15 protein-coding genes are annotated in these 18,227 nt (G+C 45.3%); 10 read left to right on the plus strand and 5 right to left on the minus strand.

Annotated features, from left to right (window positions below; all coding sequences use genetic code 11):
• Positions 1 to 25 precede the first annotated feature (25 nt).
• Both AC6R1O_RS17975 and AC6R1O_RS17980 read right to left on the minus strand, forming a co-directional pair.
• Positions 26 to 382 carry a hypothetical protein gene (locus AC6R1O_RS17975; RefSeq protein ID WP_500657549.1) on the minus strand — a complete coding sequence of 119 codons (357 nt, stop codon included), beginning with the start codon at positions 380 to 382 and terminating at the stop codon, positions 26 to 28.
• An 80-nt stretch (positions 383 to 462) separates the two neighbouring features.
• Positions 463 to 1,983, minus strand: coding sequence for a RecQ family ATP-dependent DNA helicase (locus tag AC6R1O_RS17980; protein WP_500657550.1), 1,521 nt, complete (start codon positions 1,981 to 1,983; stop codon positions 463 to 465).
• A 134-nt stretch (positions 1,984 to 2,117) separates the two neighbouring features.
• Here AC6R1O_RS17980 and rdgC point away from each other — a divergent pair, with 134 nt between their 5' ends.
• The 7 genes from rdgC to AC6R1O_RS18015 all read left to right on the plus strand — a co-directional run bounded on the left by rdgC (position 2,118) and on the right by AC6R1O_RS18015 (position 9,219).
• Positions 2,118 to 3,044: a recombination-associated protein RdgC gene (gene rdgC / locus AC6R1O_RS17985; protein WP_500657551.1), complete on the plus strand. Its 927-nt coding sequence runs from the start codon at positions 2,118 to 2,120 to the stop codon at positions 3,042 to 3,044.
• Between the two features lie 22 nt (positions 3,045 to 3,066).
• Entirely contained in the window at positions 3,067 to 3,855 is a 789-nt protein-coding gene (locus AC6R1O_RS17990) for a hypothetical protein (RefSeq protein ID WP_500657552.1), read from the plus strand.
• Between the two features lie 15 nt (positions 3,856 to 3,870).
• On the plus strand, positions 3,871 to 5,244 hold the full coding sequence (locus AC6R1O_RS17995; protein WP_500657553.1) for a hypothetical protein: 1,374 nt from the start codon (positions 3,871 to 3,873) through the stop codon (positions 5,242 to 5,244).
• Positions 5,226 to 5,732, plus strand: coding sequence for a hypothetical protein (locus tag AC6R1O_RS18000; RefSeq protein WP_500657554.1), 507 nt, complete (start codon positions 5,226 to 5,228; stop codon positions 5,730 to 5,732). Before AC6R1O_RS17995 ends, AC6R1O_RS18000 begins: the two co-directional genes overlap by 19 nt.
• Complete coding sequence (locus AC6R1O_RS18005) at positions 5,726 to 5,932, plus strand: hypothetical protein (RefSeq protein WP_500657555.1); 207 nt, start codon at positions 5,726 to 5,728, stop codon at positions 5,930 to 5,932. Before AC6R1O_RS18000 ends, AC6R1O_RS18005 begins: the two co-directional genes overlap by 7 nt.
• Before the next feature lie 134 nt (positions 5,933 to 6,066).
• On the plus strand, positions 6,067 to 7,575 hold the full coding sequence (locus tag AC6R1O_RS18010) for a hypothetical protein (RefSeq protein WP_500657556.1): 1,509 nt from the start codon (positions 6,067 to 6,069) through the stop codon (positions 7,573 to 7,575).
• A gap of 105 nt (positions 7,576 to 7,680) precedes the next feature.
• A complete protein-coding gene (locus tag AC6R1O_RS18015; RefSeq protein ID WP_500657557.1) occupies positions 7,681 to 9,219 on the plus strand; it encodes a hypothetical protein in 1,539 nt (512 codons plus the stop codon).
• Positions 9,220 to 9,317: 98 nt separating this feature from the next.
• On the opposite strand, the gene AC6R1O_RS18020 is transcribed toward AC6R1O_RS18015, so the two are convergent.
• Positions 9,318 to 11,774, minus strand: coding sequence for an ATP-dependent helicase (locus AC6R1O_RS18020; protein ID WP_500657558.1), 2,457 nt, complete (start codon positions 11,772 to 11,774; stop codon positions 9,318 to 9,320).
• 63 nt (positions 11,775 to 11,837) lie between these two features.
• Between AC6R1O_RS18020 and AC6R1O_RS18025 the strand changes: the two genes are divergently transcribed.
• Positions 11,838 to 12,446 carry a hypothetical protein gene (locus AC6R1O_RS18025; RefSeq protein ID WP_500657559.1) on the plus strand — a complete coding sequence of 203 codons (609 nt, stop codon included), beginning with the start codon at positions 11,838 to 11,840 and terminating at the stop codon, positions 12,444 to 12,446.
• Between the two features lie 79 nt (positions 12,447 to 12,525).
• On the opposite strand, the gene AC6R1O_RS18030 is transcribed toward AC6R1O_RS18025, so the two are convergent.
• Complete coding sequence (locus tag AC6R1O_RS18030; RefSeq protein WP_500657560.1) at positions 12,526 to 13,509, minus strand: hypothetical protein; 984 nt, start codon at positions 13,507 to 13,509, stop codon at positions 12,526 to 12,528.
• A gap of 453 nt (positions 13,510 to 13,962) precedes the next feature.
• Between AC6R1O_RS18030 and AC6R1O_RS18035 the strand changes: the two genes are divergently transcribed.
• Entirely contained in the window at positions 13,963 to 14,694 is a 732-nt protein-coding gene (locus AC6R1O_RS18035; protein WP_500657561.1) for a hypothetical protein, read from the plus strand.
• 67 nt (positions 14,695 to 14,761) lie between these two features.
• Here the strand turns inward: AC6R1O_RS18035 and AC6R1O_RS18040 are convergent, their stop codons facing one another.
• Positions 14,762 to 16,327 (minus strand): hypothetical protein, encoded by a 1,566-nt coding sequence (locus tag AC6R1O_RS18040; RefSeq protein ID WP_500657562.1) that lies wholly within the window; start codon positions 16,325 to 16,327, stop codon positions 14,762 to 14,764.
• 123 nt (positions 16,328 to 16,450) lie between these two features.
• On the opposite strand from AC6R1O_RS18040, the gene AC6R1O_RS18045 reads away from it, so the two are divergent.
• Positions 16,451 to 18,226: a hypothetical protein gene (locus AC6R1O_RS18045; protein WP_500657563.1), complete on the plus strand. Its 1,776-nt coding sequence runs from the start codon at positions 16,451 to 16,453 to the stop codon at positions 18,224 to 18,226.
• The last annotated feature ends 1 nt before the right edge of the window (position 18,227 follow it).

Below are 18,227 nucleotides of genomic sequence, written 5' to 3' on the forward strand. Positions count from 1 at the left end.
CCGAACATTGGTCATACACTAGGAGCTAATGGAAATTTTTTGCTGTGGATTTTCTATTGCACACATAGCAGTGAGTCGTCGCTGGGGCTCGGGCTAGTTCCGTCAGCGGTAACGAACTACCACACGCAACGCATTGACCATATTTATCGCTATCAGCCATAAATATGGCATGCTGTATGTCAAGCAATCGCTGATCAAGTTTGTAACTCTGGCTTTCAATCTCTTTCTGCTTAATGCGAACATCAGAACGACGATCGCCAGCCACAAAAAGCTTTGTCAACTCGGCAACATTGTTTGCCAGTTCCAATTGAGTATCCTCTAATAGCCGAGGTAATGAACGTTTGAGTTCGTCAAGCGACATAGCGCTCTGTTCTTTAATCATAATCCAGCCAACATAATAATTTTATTTTCGAAAAATATAGTATGTTAAATTCTATAATAAAGTGATGGTAATCACAAATATTAAACTACTGTCCATTTTAATCTCTGTTTGTCAATGCGACCGACTGGATAGAAAGAACTCAGGTACTGAGCTGTTTCGCTTTGATTGACGAAAGCATAGTGTTTCATTGATGAAAACTCGTTCACCGCTTTCTCTCGTAAGGCATTGTAGCGGGACACTGAAAAAGAATGACCATTGTGAAAGCGCCCGACAAGCCCACAGTAATCGTGTGAGATGGATAGAAGCCCCGATTTCACTAGATGATCCAGTATGACATCAACCATCGAGCTAGACAGTTTAGTTCCTTCAGCGGTTTGTGAGAGAACTAAAGGGAAATCTCTTTCATAGCAGTTGATTCCAAAAGCCGACTGCCCTAATGACCTTGCACACTGATCATATAATTGCCCTATTACGGCAGACACTGAGGCGTCATTTGGGAAGCTGTACGCCAGTAGAGAGTTTCCAGCTGCATGGGACACATCAGCGTTTAGATAAATGGCTCGCGCTGGTTGTCCATCTCTCCCCGCCCTGCCCGTCTCTTGCACATACGCGTCAACAGACAACGGAGTCTCTACATGGATAACCGTACGAATATCCGGAATGTCAATGCCCACCCCAAAAGCATTCGTGGCTACGAGCACCCCTCCTTGAGTTTGAGCGAACCATTTAGCGACACGTTCTTTGTCGTTTGCTGCCATCCCGCCATGGTAAGCCATAGCGTCTACCCCTAGCCTTTCTAGTTGGTCCGTCAATAGCTCAACTCGACGGCGAGTAAGCGCAAAAACCAGCGTTTTTTCGCCAGCCGAAATCTTTTTGCAGTCAATGGCCATTCTAGCTGTAGTGATGTCGTAATCGCCTTTTGCGTTGCACAGTTTAATCAGCTTCAGGTCAGCCAACGTAGACTTGCCGCGAGTGTAATGCTCATAGGCTAAATTTGGTTTTATTGGTTCGTGCAGCACCAGAGAAAAATCATTGCAGACAGAGGCTTTGATGGTATCGATCGTCGAGATTGTTGCGGTCGCCGTAAGCACTAGCCACTGCACTTCCGGTAATTGCGCGCGTATCCGCTGAGGAAACTCCTTGAACGCAGGGCGAAAACAATCCCCCCATTGAGCGATATAGTGCGCTTCATCTATGACAATGCGCTTGATTGAGCGATAGCGCAAAATACGAGATAGGATATCGGTATGAACTAAACTTTCTGGAGAGCAGTAGAAGAGTCGAGCGATTTGGATATCGCTATCGAATGCTCGCCTTTCGTCAGCAGTGATTTCACTATGCCAACGCATAGCCACCATTTTGCCAAACTTTGAATTAAGGGATTGTACTTGGTCATTGATGGTCGCAATCAATGGACTTACAACTATAGTCAACTCATGATCTACAAGTGCAGGCAACTGAAAACAAAGAGACTTCCCGTATGCTGTTGGTAAGCAAGCCATGACGTTTCTACCAGCCAGCAATTCACTAAGCACCTCCGCCTGCAACGGTCGTATGGATTTAATTCCGAGCTTTGCCAATGTTTCGGTCAACTGACTCATGCCGTACTCCGTGGTTTATGTATTGACGCACCTATAGAGTAACACTACGCCCTAATCATACCTTCCTAAAACTAGCCATTTAACAAAAAATAATATACTATTTTTTCTGTAATTATTGGGGATCGGTGTGTGTAATGAAACGCTTCAAAGTCTACAGCGCAAAAATCAGTGACATGAGTTTGTCAGAAGTTAATGAAACGGTGAAGCAATTTGAGTGCCCAGAACCCACCGTTACAAAACCGGTAACTACAGGTTTCATCCGACCGTTTGAATTGCTAGATGCAACCACTGATTTCATTGTCGGTCTCGGTAGTTTTGGTTACGGCCTGATTCTCATAAAAGAAAAAAAGCCAAAGAGAAGCGAGGTAACTCGTTGGCTTAACGCTAAGCTGAAGCAAGATCGTGAAGCAGGCAAAACCTACACGCAAAAAGAGCGTCGGGAGCTACGCAAAACGATTGAAAAAGAAAGACTGCAGCACACAGAGCCGGAAGAAACGCTGGTACACGTTGTGTTTGATTTCAATAAATCGGAAATATGGTTGTCTTGTGCTTCAGGTAAAAAGCGCGACATCGCGAAAGAGTTGATTCAAGGCGCTGCGATTGACCTAATGGATAGAACCATTTCGATTACCATGGAATCGGACTTAACAGCCATCATTAATGAGCCCAATAAGCTACCAGAGCATATGGACTTGGGCCGAAGCACTAGTATGAAAGAGCCTTCCATAAAATCAACCGTACGTTACCGCGCTCAAGATCTTGCCGGCGATGAGGTCGCAATTAACATCAAGAAGAATAAAGAAGCAACACAGCTCGAATTCTACTATCGAGAGAGCGTGCACTTCACACTAGGCACAAATCAAGAGATCACAGGTATCAAATATGATCTCGATGCTGTATCGGGATGGTTAGATCTCGACGTTGAGGATGACACGAATGATGAGCTGTTTTCAGCGCAGCGTCGTATCCGCTTAACGATAGAAATCGTCAGTTACATGATCCCCCAAATTTATGGAATATTCGCCACATTACACGGTGCGGAAGAGTTCAGTATTGAATAAACAACGAATAAGGAATACCGCGATGAAACTCAAGCTTGGAGTAGTCTTACTATCATTGCTGGGCACGCTCAGTATAAGCGCTCACGCCTCATGGGTAAAATATGGGCACTGGATGCTCAATGATGATTTGAGTGTCACTGGAGAGGGTTTTTGGGACCGTACCATTATGTTCGACATGCTTAATGGGTCTCTGCGCAACAGAGACGACATGAGAAACGAAATCGCAGAACTTGCTACCATGGCCGGCGTAAACTACCGCTCAATGACAACGCTTCTAAATAAGCTCGAAGGTATCGCACAAAAACAATCAATTACTGAGCTGCAACGGTTTTCCAAGCAAGCCAATCGTCAACGACTAGAAAACTATTTCCACTACGATAAGTACATGCTAGATAGTAGCGCCTCACAGGTGTTTATGTTCAGCCATAAAATGAACCAATCCATTCAGGGTATGGTGATGTTAGGCTACCGAAATCTTGATGATCTGCTGGTGGCCAAACTGGACGGAGACCGATACGTGAAGTCTTGTGACGACGACAGACGCCACTCATCAAGAAACTGTGGAATATTCACCTCTGAGCGATTTACAAAAAGTCAGATCAGCAAAATAAACGCATCACTGAAAAATGCATATGGGGTTTCACTCAAAGATGCATCGAACGTACTCTACTTGTACGACAATCAAGGGCATGACCTTTATGTCGTGCATTATCAACTAGGTCGAGAAGCTCAAGCAAAGTTGTTCAAAGTGAATACGAAGACTTACCGAACAAGCAAGTCGGTTGCCATCAAAGAATTGACCAACATTTAGTATTGGCGGACTTACATGTTGAAACTTCACCGAATTTGTTGGGTAGTAGTGTTGGCCGGTTGCTTTAGCGCGGGTCCAAAAGAGGTACAAGTTGTCGTACAAGGCGATGCCGCCACGCAGATGGTGCGTGGCATCGCTCACAACGACTTTCTCGTGTATAGCATGTCCAGAACACAAGTGAATGAGATCACCAATGTGTATACGGACTACATTCGCACACGCGAATTCTTGATCGAGGGAGACTATCGACAATACTTAGCGTTTCTCAACAGTGTCATTACTCCAGAGCTGAAAGGTTACCTATCAAAACTCTTACCTATAGTGGTAGAAGAGCTCGATTACACCTTAGCAGAGAAGCAGTACGAATCTGAATTGAGCGAACTTCATCAAAAAGTGCAAGACAATGAGAATGCCTTAGCATCACTTGAAGAAGAGGAACTGCATGTTAACGAACTAAACCGCAAGCTCAATGAAAGGTTACAAGTTATTAAAGTGAAAGAGGATGAGGCTAAACAGAGACTGAGCAATATTCAACTCGACTTTTTTGCGCGATTATCGAGCTACAATGATATTTGGCCGGACTATCGAATTCCATCGGCCAATTTAGTTTTTGACCAGTTTCGATTTATCAAAGCGAGCGAAAATGTGTGCTATGCATCATTCAAAAACTACGACATTGTTTATCACCAACATGGACGTTGTTTTGTTCGTAATCTACCTCAGCGCTTTACCGACGATCATCCATTGTACGAGGCATATAAAACCGCTTTCAAGGAGTACATTGATGCAAAATTGTTCTTGTCAACGAATAAACCAATGATCGAGGGCACACTTGAAAAGCTCAAGATGGACGTGACCAAAGAGGTTTACGGAGAACGCCAGAAGATAGCGGCCAATCAATCCAATACACCTTTAATTCAAGATCGCAGAGCCAAACTTATGGTCACAGTCAAACGGGACCTTTATGCCTATGAGACGATGATTGCAAATAAGAACAGACATATCAATACGTTGCTGGAAGGCAATATTAGTAGATTAAGAGAAATCTTGAGCGATGGCATAGATTTAACTAATCCAAGTTCACCGCTCTACCGTGTTGCTCTACGGACAATGAACACTATCACCTCATACTCTCTTGACGAACAACACAAAGCGCCCTATTCCAAAGAGTCGATGATGATCATTGCGCAAGTCAATGCAGAAAACAGAGCAAAGTTTCCCATCTTTGTTAAACCGAGCATCATAGATCAAAAAAGCATTACTGACTTGGATACCTATCCGGTTTACTTAAACCATGGAAATATTGAGCATGTCAGTCAATTTGGAATAGTTCACACGCTTGTCTTCATGGTAGGGGAGGCCTTTTTAGGATGGCGAAATACGGATTAACACAGCGGACTGTTGAAGCTCGAGCTAAAAAAATAGACAAGGTTGTAAGCTCGATGTTAACACGACTCTACAATCAGATATTTAAGGACCTACCGGTCGCCGTACAAGTCGGGGGCCGTAACGATTATCGAGAAACTGTTAGCCACATAAGGCGCCACCAGCATTGCTTAAAGAAGATTGCCATGTATAGCCACACTGTAGATTCAGCGGACGCGGAATTACGTTCGCTGTTTGTCTACAGTTACCAGCAGAGTCGGGCTTATTATGGTAGGCATTCGAAGTTTCCATTTAAGAAGGGTGACGTCGAGATACTGGCCGCGGTCTATCAGTTTTTAAGTCTGCTGGAAGGCATCGGATCTCAAGCCGAACAAGCTCTTCAATCTGGTAGTTCCTGTGTTGACGATGTGCAAAAAGCAACTCGGGCCCAGATTATTGCAGTGATAGCAACCTACCTCCCTGCCCTATACGAAGAGACGAAGCGATGCTAACTGAGTTCAAGGACAACTACGCGATGGTTAGTCAGGCTAAAGACTGGATCATCATCCATTACACAGGTTCGTTGAAGTTATCTCGTACCCAATATAAAGCAACCTCTGCGCAAGAAGCCGTAACCTTACACTTGGATCATGGATATCTTAAGAACGACATCTATGGTGTCCGAGTCGCCGAATACCCGCCAGTACGATGAAACTTTAGTCATAGTGATACGACAGTGTCATGACTTGGTCACAAAATAGCCATCACTCCTACTTATCCACATAACACCAGAAAATTTAAGGTATATGATTTTCTATCATATACAAAACTATGGGCGGGTTAAGTATGAGTATGCGTTTGTTGATGGTTGGGGTTGCCGCTTGCTTTTGTGTCAACCCTGTAACTCTAGCCAATGCTGAGGCTAATACTGCGTATGTTACCAAATCGCGTCAGCAGGAACTAGCGAGAGTGACCGTAGCAGAACTAGTCGCTGTGCAAAATAGTCTAAAAAGCTTTTATGTAGCCAACAGCGCAGCTTGGCCTGATGCACTGGCCGATATAAGCTCATTTTATTCTGGTCAGTATAAGACGCCGGTTGGGGTTATTCGTGGAAACCAGACAGTCACGGGCTATCAACTTTTCATCGACACGAATCACTTAGATGAGCAGCAGCGATCATCGCTGAAGGCTGAACTGGCAAAACATCGCGGATCAATTATAGGGAATCAGGTGATGTTCAACGTGGAGGTCCCACAAGCTGCTGCTATTGTGCGCTCATCTCTGTCACGCTTCGCCGACCCATCGGGCACCGGTGAGCTCAACACCATGTACACCGACCTTCTGATGAACGGCAACAACATCGCCGGACTCAACGACCTCAATGCGTCCAACGTCATCGCCAACAGCGCCACAATCGGTCAGTTGGTCAATACGCAACTCACCAGTGATACAGCAAACATCGGTACCGCCATCATAACGCAGTCCAATCTCACCAATGCCAACATTGACACTGCCCTAATTGATACGGCCACCATCGACATGGCGACGGTCGATACCGCGGCGATTTCTACGTTAAACGGGGATGTGGCCAATTTTGCGACGCTGACCAGTACAGCCGGTAACTTCACCCAAGCGACCATCGACCAAGCCGACGTCAACGTCGTCAACGCCAACACGGTGAATGCGGCGCTGGCGTCATTCGAGGATGCGGCGATAGCGAACACGCTCACGGTGAACGGCGCGGCGCTGTTTAGTGATTCAGTGACCATCGCGGGGAACGCCAATTTAGGTGGCAACCTGTACAGTAATGGCGCTTTGGTTATCGATAATGCAGGAAAGCTGTATTACCAAGGGCAGGATTTGGATACCCGTTTTCTCGGCATCACGGATACCGCGGCCAACGCCGACATGCTTGGTGGCGTGGCAGCGAGTTCGTTTGCTAGAACAGACACTACGAATAGGTTTTTGGCACATCAACAGTTTGATGCGGGGATAACAGTGGCTGGTGGTATAAAAACCACTACGCTAGATGCCACCAGCAACATCTACACCAATGACATGTACGTGAGAGCACGAAATACGTGGATTTCCAGCACGATTGACAAAGCGAACAGTGCGTACACGAGAATTGGAACTCTCGAGAATAAGTTCAATTCTGGCGCTGGAGGCAACAAGATGGGTACGTGGGTGAAAGTTGGCACCACCAATGCATGCTCAGGTCGAGGGATCGCGCATGCCAATGCCAATACTAACCCTTACGGTAGTTGTGTTGTGGGCAGTCTTACATATTGGTTGAAATCATCAGGAGGACAAAACGGTGGTAGTTGCACTACAACGCAATTTGAATGTAAGTAGACGAATGTTGACATATTTCTGCAATGCGGCTGACATATAAACTTCACTGTATACTGTAAAATAAGATATTAGAATTTCCATATTGTTTTAAACGGAATTGCAAATATGGACTTTCACCATACCAAGAGATTAAACCCAGCATGGTTCATTGCTGGGCTGTTGTTTTTCAGCACGTTTGCAACGCAAGCTAACTCCGATCCAGCAAGCACAACTCAAGCTCGGCATAAGGAATTAGCGAAAGTCACAATCAACGAATTGTTGTCGGTTAAATCAGGACTAAAGAATTTCTATGTTGATAACATGGGGGCGTGGCCGGTTGACGTGTCTGATGTATCAGCGTTCTACAGTGGCACCTTTATGACACCTATTGGTGAAATTAAAGGCGTTCGAACGACAAACCAGTATGAAATCTTTATCGACGCAGGCACCTTGGACGACGGGTTAAAAGCTCAAATAGAAACAGAATTGGCGAAGAATAATGGGGGGTGGAACGGTAATAGAGCAATTGTTAAGGTTGATACGCCACAAGCTGCAGCCATAGTACGATCGTCGCTATCCCGCTTTGCCGACCCATCGGGCACTGGTGAGCTCAACACCATGTACACCGACCTGCTGATGAACAATAACGATATCACTGGACTGAACGAACTCAATGCGTCGAATGTGATTGCCAACAGCGCCACAATCGGTCAGTTGGTCAATACGCAACTCACCAGTGATACGGCCAACATCGGTACCGCCATCATAACGCAGGCCAATCTCACCAATGCCAACATTGACACTGCCCTAATTGATACGGCCACCATCGACATGGCGACGGTCGATACCGCGGCGATTTCTACGTTAAACGGGGATGTGGCCAGCTTTGCGACGCTGACCAGCACTACCGCCACTCTAGACCAAGCGGATGTCAATGTGCTGAACGCTAACACGGTCAATGCGGCGCTGGCAGCACTCGATGATGCGACGATAGCGAACACGCTGACGGTGAACGGCGCGGCGCTGTTTGGAGATTCGGTGACCATTGCGGGAAATACGAATTTAGGTGGTAACTTGTACAGTAATGGTGCCTTGGTCATCGATAACGCAGGCAAGCTGTATTACCAAGGTCAGGATTTGGATACCCGTTTTCTGGGCATCACGGATACCGCGGCTAACGCCGACATGCTAGGCGGTATAGATGCATCAAGGTTCGCTCGCACCGACATTAGCAACACGTTTGTGGCACCGCAAACGTTCAGTAGCGGAATAACAGTAGGTGGCACTGGAATTGCCACCAATAACCTAGACGCAACAGGTAATGTCTATACAAACAACATGTATGTGAAGTCTCGTAGCACTTGGATTTCCAGTACGATTGATAAAGCAAATAGCGCCTATTCACGAATAGGCACGCTCGAGAATAAATTTAACTCGGGAGCTGGCAGCAATGCTATGGGCACTTGGGTATCTGAAAATCGCGGCGACCGTGACAAAGAAGATGTCTACAACCGACTATTAATGGGCCGTGTTAGCTACTGGAATTTCAAACCACCCACCACGTATTCTGGACAATGTGTCAAAGGCATGCTCGGGTACATTGAAAATATTTATGACAATGCAGACAATCGAGGCGAGTACTACCATTTCTACAAATGCATATGACAAGTGCAAACGCTAATTGGATATGACACTTCAGATTGCTCAAGAGCCAAATAGCACCGCCATTTGAATCGCGGTGCTATTTTACACTATCTGTATCACTACTTGGTGGATGCGATGCTCGCAAAACGCGCCTGTAGATTACTTCTGAATCGTTGTGCATCACTTGCTGTCATATCAGTCGCGAGCACTTCATTGCTTGAGTGAGTGCTGCTCTGGGCTTGGTGCGCGTCAGCTCTATGTGACTGATGACTGACTGGTGTAGCATGATTAGTCATCGAGAGAACCTGAGATTTCTCACACGCGAGCAAATGATCATGAATCATTTTGAATGGTTTACTGGGTACAGTTTTGTCATACATGAAGCGTGAGTTAGCGAAAGTGAAATAGTTCTTCTCTTTCGCACGTGAGCTCATTACATAGTAAAGGCGTGCAGCTTCATCCATATCTTTTTCTGTCAATTCTTTGGCTTGCTGCCAAATGGCGGTGTCACAACCTACGACATAGCATATTTTTGCCTCGAGACCTTTCGAAGCATGGCCTGTCAACAGCTTAATCGAAGGAGCGGAACCCTCACGACGCTTAGCGTCACGGGTAAGAAGATCGTCTACGATATCGACAAACGGTTGATCAAGCTTAAGACGGGTCGTCAATTCATCAAAAACAATGCGAATTCGGTCGACACGAGCGAGCGTCTTTTCGGGCAAATCGTCGCTGTCAAAATTAAACGCTTTCTCGGTTGCGTCATCTTTGGCGTAAGCGGGTAGCACGCGTTCAATAAATAACTCGCAGACTTCGGTCACCATTTCATCAATAAACGAATGTTTCCAGCGGGTATATTCGTTCGCCGCGTTAGGGTCATTCGCTATCAGGTACTTAACGTCTTTGAGGGTAACATCACTCGGTACTTCATCCGCCATGAAAGTCTCAAGTAGTATTTCTTCATCCACATCGAAAAACTGCTTGGCATCGTCATAGAAGCGAATCCACTCTTCAATGGGTCCATTTGCGTTCTTACCAGTGGCTCGGGACAAAATAAGGTCTTTGGGCATCTGTAAGCGGCCTTCCTCAGTTTTTCTACTTTGCATGTGTTTGTCACGCAACCAAACTGGACGAATGGGCACGGGCATGGCACGGCATAACCTAGACCACGCCAGAATATCCTTGGGACGCGCTATTGTCCGAAGGAAGGCCAGTGCGTCTCGAACATCTGCACATTCGTAAAAATCACGTTCACCTACCATTTCAAATTGCATGTGATTCTTTTGCATTAAGGATTCGATAGCTCTAGCAGCCGTGCGGTTTCTGTAGATCACGTAGATTTCTTCCGCTGGCACACCACTGCTCAACTGTTGCTGAATGGAACTCATCACCCACTCCGCTTCGTCGAGGTCATTCGTGAATACATGACCTTCCATCGGGTGTACAGGTATAGATGGGATGCCACACTCTAATTGCCCTTCAGTACGCTGATTCACCATGTTCTTGGCAAAGATGTTGGATGCCGCAATGACAGTTTCCGAAGAACGGTAGTTAGTCCGCAACTCATACTGCTGAAAATCGCCAAAATAGCGATCGGCATTGGTCATCAATGAAACATCACTTCCGCGAAAATCATAAATGGCTTGGCGCCCATCCCCCACAATAAACAGCGACAATGCAGGATTTTGGTCTTTAAGTAGTTTGATGATCATGGCTTGCACAACGTTGGTATCTTGGTATTCATCAACCAATAGATGATCCAAAGAGAAGGCAACTTTTCGGCAAATATCTGAGTTAAATTTGAAGAGAAAGTAAGTGTTGAGCAAGACATCATCAAAATCCATCGCGTTAGACGTTCTACAGCGCTGAGAGTACGAGTCCCAGACTGTTACGAGTAAAAAATCTTTGAGTTTTGGCTGTTTGCGTAACTCTTGGATTGCTGCCTCAATACTAAGATCAGAGTCATCAGCGAGAACTTCTGCTTTGAGTTTGGACCACTCCCCTACTAGGTTTTTGTCCTTAACAAGAGTATTAGCGAAAGTTCGGGCAGTGAAACACTTAGAACGTAGAATCGACAACGCTGACAACGCTTCTTTGGGTTTGTACATTGCTTTGGCAAGTTTGCCTATACCATTCGGAAGAGCGGTCATAGACTCAGCCATCAGCTTCTTCATATCATCATCATCAATGATAAAAAAGCCATCCTTGTAGCCAAGTTTTTGCTTGAAAAAGTCATGACTGGAATTGATGCGTAGTACACGATTGAAATAGGCATGAAACGTCCCTGTTAGAACTAGATGCCCTGCATAACCACAAGTATCCTTAATGCGCCCTTCAAATTCCTTACTCGACTCGTTAGTGAACGAGAGAGCAAGTATCCTTTTGGGATCGACATCGTTGTCAACAAGGTACGCGACGCGAGCCTCCATTGTCTTTGTTTTTCCGGTACCTGCGCCAGCGACCACCATGATATTCTTAGCATTCGAGGTTGCAGCCGGCAATTGCTGGTCATTCAAACCGTTCAGCACTTGCTCAATCGGTTGAGCGGGAAGCGAATCTTGAATCTGTGTGTTCATATCATGCCCAATGCTATACAATATAAAAAATAATATACCACATATTTTAACAATGGATCGACTATGCTGAGAAAAGTAGATGAACATCTAAAGTGCTTGAAGGACAACGTCTTCCACAGCGTCGTGTACTTTGGTCGACACAGTGGCGTAAGCGTTATGTTGCGAGGTACCAATAGACTAGTGCAAATTGACGCGCTGACATTTACAGAGTTCCAGCAGATCCACGCCTACTTGTTAAAGGCAGCTGACAAATCGGAAATGCCTAACCTATCGCATCGAACTGTCGCGAAGATAATTGATGACTCTAGAGTTCATGAACTCGCTGGTGGCGAAGTTGCAATAACACACCATCCAATGGGCGGTCAGTTCATGTGTGCAGTGAGTCGTACGGTCGAGTCATATCAGAGCGATGGTATTGAGCCAGTTTGCAGCGAGCCGGTGACGTTGACCAATACTGGTGAGAGGTTGCAAGGAGAATCCAAGGCAGCAGCCAAAGCACACGCCGATCTGAGAGAAATGATTTGTGGAGACTTCGTCGCCCTAAGTCAAAGCAAAAAAGGAGCTTTCACAGAGTATGAGATTAGACTCGAGCCATTAAGTCACAACGATGACTACTCTCCCTACTGGGGCCAATGGAGTGTCAGTTACAATCAAGCCGAACACATTGCCTAAACGGTATAAACCCAACACAAAAAAGACGCCATTTCAAATGGCGCCTTTTTTATATGGTGATAACGTCTCTAAGCAGTGATTACTTGCTGCTAAAAATATCAATCTCGGCCAGTCGCTCTAAATCTTTACTCACTAGACCATACTGAATCTCTGCATCATTCAAACTCTTAGACACTTCATCATAACGTTCGTCGTCTTCGCTCATTCGCATAAGCTCGGTGTGATAGTGCTGACGCGAACGACGGCAATGCATCCACTGAATGGACTTTTCTAAGACATAGCGCATGGCATTTTTTTCGATACCATCATTAATGGTCGAACGCTTGATGACAGAATCCATATCCATCTTTCCCGAATAGAGTCCGGAAATGATTTTCGCTAACTCGTTTTCACGAATCGTATCCTTTCCATCAACTTTCAAAGTATTCAGGCTCTGACGGATAGCTTTACGTACCTTACGATAATGCTGCTCTTCAAACGATAACCAAGACGTCTCATTGGTCATCCGAGTAAGAGGCATACTGTTGCGATACTCATACATACGTTCAGCGATACGCTTAATAGCATCTGGAGAAATACCTGCATCCAACAGTCGAGAGATAAAATTCATCAGCTGAGCCGTTTGTGCGGGTGGAGAGGCTTTGGTCACCTTGCTATAACGCTCAAATGATGTCTGGGGTGTACCACAAACGAAGGCAAGCTCTTGGAGGGTCCACCCACCCTTCTTGCACAATTCAGCGATAGAAATGCGGTTCCATGGTGCCAACTGCGGAAAGCTGTGTGCCAATCGGATAAACATTTCAAAATAGGGATCGACAAACTCATCGCTCATGTCGCGCCCATCTTTGCAGATCCGAGTCATGTTGCCCCATTGATTGGAGTTTACTTCGAGTGCTGCACAGATCTCGTTGGACTTCACATTGAGAAACTCGAGAATGTCGAGAGCATCTTTAGCTGTTAAAGGATGGCTGTATCGTTCTTGAAACAAACCAGACTCATTGCCACCGCTAGCGGCCAAAGCCATCAAATCATCAGCTTCTAACAAGTCATGTGAATTAGTCATACAAAATTCTCACTCAGGAATCATGGTTAGGCTGAATGCAAAAAAACAATCAGGCATAAATAAGTATATGATTATTTCTAAAAAAAAACTAAACACAAAGTAAAAGCACTGCTTCAAAAGGAAATTTCCCTAGTGGTCTGACCAAAGACTTGCATCCATATCATGAATGAATACAACCCAGTCTCATTTTAGAGACTGAAATTTATGGTATACTTTGTTCTTGAACAGCAGTCTCACAAGATACACTTGCATTAGTAGTTGTGCCACATTGTACGTTACAGTACCGATTACAACCAGTGTAAGTTTTCTAAACTAAAAAAAATGACATTTTTTTTTCATTTTTTTATGAGTGGTGAGATGTAAATCATGCATAATCGTTCACACATTAAAACAACAAAAAACCACTAACGACGCAACGGTAATGAGTTAAGTGTCAAAAAGGGTAAGGTGCATATGAATACAACAACTTTGATCTCGGTACAGAGCACCGCGTTGAGCAATACGCAAAGTGAAGGTGCTCAAGTGATTTTCAGGTCTACTTGCTTTGGAGGCATCCCCTTAAGTCAACAAGGGGCGACATACATCCCGACAATTCAATCGTTTAAAACGATTTCGAAGTACGTGGATGTCAAACATTTAATTAACAGTCAGTATTTTGGGCAATCTGCTGACAACTCAAAACTGACAATGAGTCACGTTAAAGCGTCGAGCTTAGTCGACCTATCATTGTTGGTATTAGACAGCCGAGACGCGCTGTTGAACATAGTGACTAAGTGGATCAAGGAAGACACTGAAGAAGCAAAACAAAGAGCTCAGTCACTGGTTGAGCGTGGGTTGGCCAGAGTATCGTTCAAACAAACCATTGAGCCGGTGCGAAAAGAGCTTTTTGCCATTATTGCTAGTTACCCTGAAGTTATTGACGTAATTAAGGCATCTGAAGAGTTTTCTCACGTAGACGCGATTAGATACGGTGCCTACATTGAAGGAGAACTCGTTGAGTTGATTACAGTGTTCAGTGATCAACACATTGCGTACGCAAGCAGTGAATCTGATGCGATTGTGGCAAGTGTATCAGGTGGATTTAAAGGTGAAGTCTTGCTACCGTCATCCATTGTGAAAGTGGATAGAAAGCAAAGACTGATCGTCCCTCAGCAGCCAGACAATCGTCCAAGAAAAACGGCATAAACTGCAACCAAAGTACAAAAAAAGAGGAAGCCTCAGCTTCCTCTTTTTTATTGGATGACCACTTAGTTTAGCGATGCGTGTAAGCACTCATCAACGAGGATAGTTGTTCTTCAACGCTAGGTAGATCTGGCTTGGTTTGTGGTGGTACAGGCGCCTTTTCAGCAACTTTTTGTGGTGCTGAACTAGGTTCAGTATAAGCTTTTTCTCTAACGTCTAGTACGCTGGATACTTTGCTTCGCACGGTTTCGTTGGGAGCGTTTTTAAGGATCGTGCGTAGGGTTTTCAGCTGATTTTGTTGGCGTTGTGTGATGTTTTCGGCGCTATTCGTAAGATCCGTTAGCTCAATCAGATCTTCAATCAAGTCGTCCAATACGGTCATTCTCACGGACACATCACCTTTAACCGCTGCAGCGAGTTCAGCTTGCTCTCCTTGGGATGCTCGTGTTTGGGTGGCAGATACCACAAATTCCTGTTGATAGCATGCCTCTTTGACGACATCGTTCGGTATTTTAGCCGATTTCATGGCCTTCTTGAGTCTTTCGTTGCTCGATTTGATAGTCAAAATCGTATTCTCGTCGACGCCGACCGACCGTAAAAGTTCAATTGCTTTATCTTTGAGAAAAGTATTTTTCCATTTCCCTACTAGATTGCTTTGGGCGACTTCAATCTTAAAGTCGTGTTGATATTGAGCTTGTAAACCGTCAGTAAAGGCTGCAACGCGCGAGTCAAGTTCACAGATCTCAGTTGTTAATGCTGAGATGGTATTGCGATACGTAGCAGCCTTGACGATGTCTTTCTTGATTGAGGTTGGCAAGTCATCAGAGCTGACTATTTGATACTTGGGCATTGCATACACAGGTCTTCGACCGGAACAAAGCATCTGAAAAGCCTCGGACCCTACGGTCATGATCTCTTCTTCAAATTCCGCATCAAAAGGCACGTCAATGTCTTCGAACTCACAGGTCACAATATTGAGTGGTGCAACTTCTGTTTTGGTAATTGGAATGCCAAGTTCGTGCGCGATCATTTTGCCAAGTGTAACTTGGGAGGAATACATACACGGCTCTTGATAGACCAAAGAAGTTAACGAATCAGGCGTAGGAAACTTGTAGTCCGTCAGTATGAGTTCGTTATCCCCTACTTGCCAAATATCGTCAATTTGCACCCTCGCCCAATTGAAGGCCTGAGTCTGGGGTTGACTCTTATATTGCAAAACCTTATGCACTAGGTCGGGGCGAGTATGTGCGGAGCCATATTTGGCCACCAGCTGCATTTCTTTAATCTTTCTCAGTTGAGGTTCAAAGAGAGTACCACGCAAGAGATGGCCATTGTGTTCCGATGGTTTAGGGATCACTTTGAGATACTTGAAATCAAAAATATCTTGGTCGGTCAGGTGCGCAAACTTTACATCGCCGACAAACTCAGCTTCCAAGTTTCGACGAGACTGAACGAGTGCTCCAATTTCACTACCACCGATCGAAAATAGACGTTGCATGTGGAACATAGCCCTCTCGGGCTGCTCACGCAAAACGGTGTCTATCCAGTTTTCAATATCTGATTGAGCAAGGTGCTTGTACTGGGGCAACTGGGTCATTTCGAAATTGAGTTGTCGTCTAAGCGCTTCCAAATCCATATGCACTACCTCCCACGCTGGCATCACAAATACACAATTAGTTTGACTATAGAGAAATGCGTCATAAAATGGAATTTAATATATGTTATTTTTTCATATATCGACAACACAGAGGAAGCTATTATGGCAATCGTGAATGATCGTTTTAACAAAATTGCACAGTCAACCCGTCGCTCGAAAACTCCAGAAAACATTTTGCTGCGTATAGACAGCTATCACTTGGATGGTGATGAGCCGGCCAACCACTACGTTATGGGCGTACCTGTCGGAAGTGCCGCTGACACGCCTGCGATAAAGGTCTACCTGAAGCAAAGAGAGAAGCAAAACGCAGATAAGCCGCAATTACAGTTGGCAGATTATGCGAACGCCGATAATTCCTATCATGTGGTAAGTACTGAAATGGGCAATGGCAAAAAAACAGGCGTCATGATGTTCGAGGATTCTGTTCGAAATCCAGATGGCTCGTTCACGGCTTCTTGGCCACATACCATGATTAATGACTCATCAAAAACTCAGCAACGCGTGGCCAGTGGATATAGCACTGTGATCATGAGAGCTGGGAAATATGACGAAAGGACCGGCGATAAAAAGCCAAACGCTGCGTTTCTTCGTCAAGCTATTCCGGAACGTGCCGAAGCGTTCTCGCTGGCTCAGAAAAAAGAACTACTAAACTATCTGCTTGAAACAATGGTTGTTCCAGAAGGCGAAGGTGCCTACCGTCCAGAAGCGATTGTACGAATTGTCGATCAAACGGGTGAAGCACCGGAAGTGAATGCGACTATCCTTACGGCACCTTATATCAGCAACGGCGAAGACCAGCTACCACGCCTCGCGACCCCAGAAGAGGCCTTGGAATCATTCGTGACGCAAACACATAATGAAGACGGTGCAGAAACGACAAAAGTTTCGAATCAACTGTTTCAAGTGCTTTTGGAGGCAATTGATAGCCCTGATAACCAACAAATACCAATGGAAGAAGCTTTCATCGAGGTGATTCCAGTGGTGCGCAGAAACTTACGTACACAGAAAACTGCTGAGAACTCGCTATTCGAGATCCGTGACGTAGGTAAAGATGGTCAAACGAACATGCAAAACCGTCTAACAGGTTATGCCGAAGCCCTTCTTGCAAAGTTCATTAAGCGTCCCAAAGAAGGTGACAGCACTCGCTTGTGGGTACCATGTACATTCAACACCATCCAGCTTGAGAATAACGACGGTGACCACCCTGAACCGGTTGACTATCAGTTTATCGGAGACATCGTAACGAATGAGGTGTTCCCGAAGGGGTACGAAATGGGAGAGCTCCCTACTAATAATTTTACCTACTTAAACGCAATTAAAGCGGTCTTTGGTAGTGACGAGATTGCCGTAGAACAAGCAACGAAAGCTGCTCAGCGAGTTAATGAAGCTGAGCAAGCGGCGAAGCTGCAATCAGAAAAGCCAGCGACTGCGAACACTGCACCCAAACAGGCAAAACAACCAGCAGCTCCCAAAAAGTCGGAAGCGAAAAAGGCGGATCTTGCCGATGATTTGAGTGCAATTGCTGGCAAGTCAACCAAGCCCGTTGAGCAGTCCCAGTTTGAAGACGACTCAACGTTGCAAGATGGCATGATTGCGGCTTCGCAGAGCATGGATAAGCCCACTTCATCGCAAGAGAAGACCGTCCCAATGGAAACCACGTCTACAGATCAGGAAGACCACGCCTTGATGAGCGAAATGTTTGCCGGTGCAGCAGATCAGCTTGACGATTCAGCTGAACTTGACAGCAGCGAAATCTATTCCGAACAGTCTATTGATGACGCTATGAACAACGAGCAGCAATTCAATGACATTAGTGAGGAAGAAGAGGAAATGTTCAACCAACTGCTAGAACAAAGCAGCACACTGAGCATGCGTTAAG

This window comes from Vibrio sp. R11-SG3-ISO3-SZ, assembly GCF_059834345.1.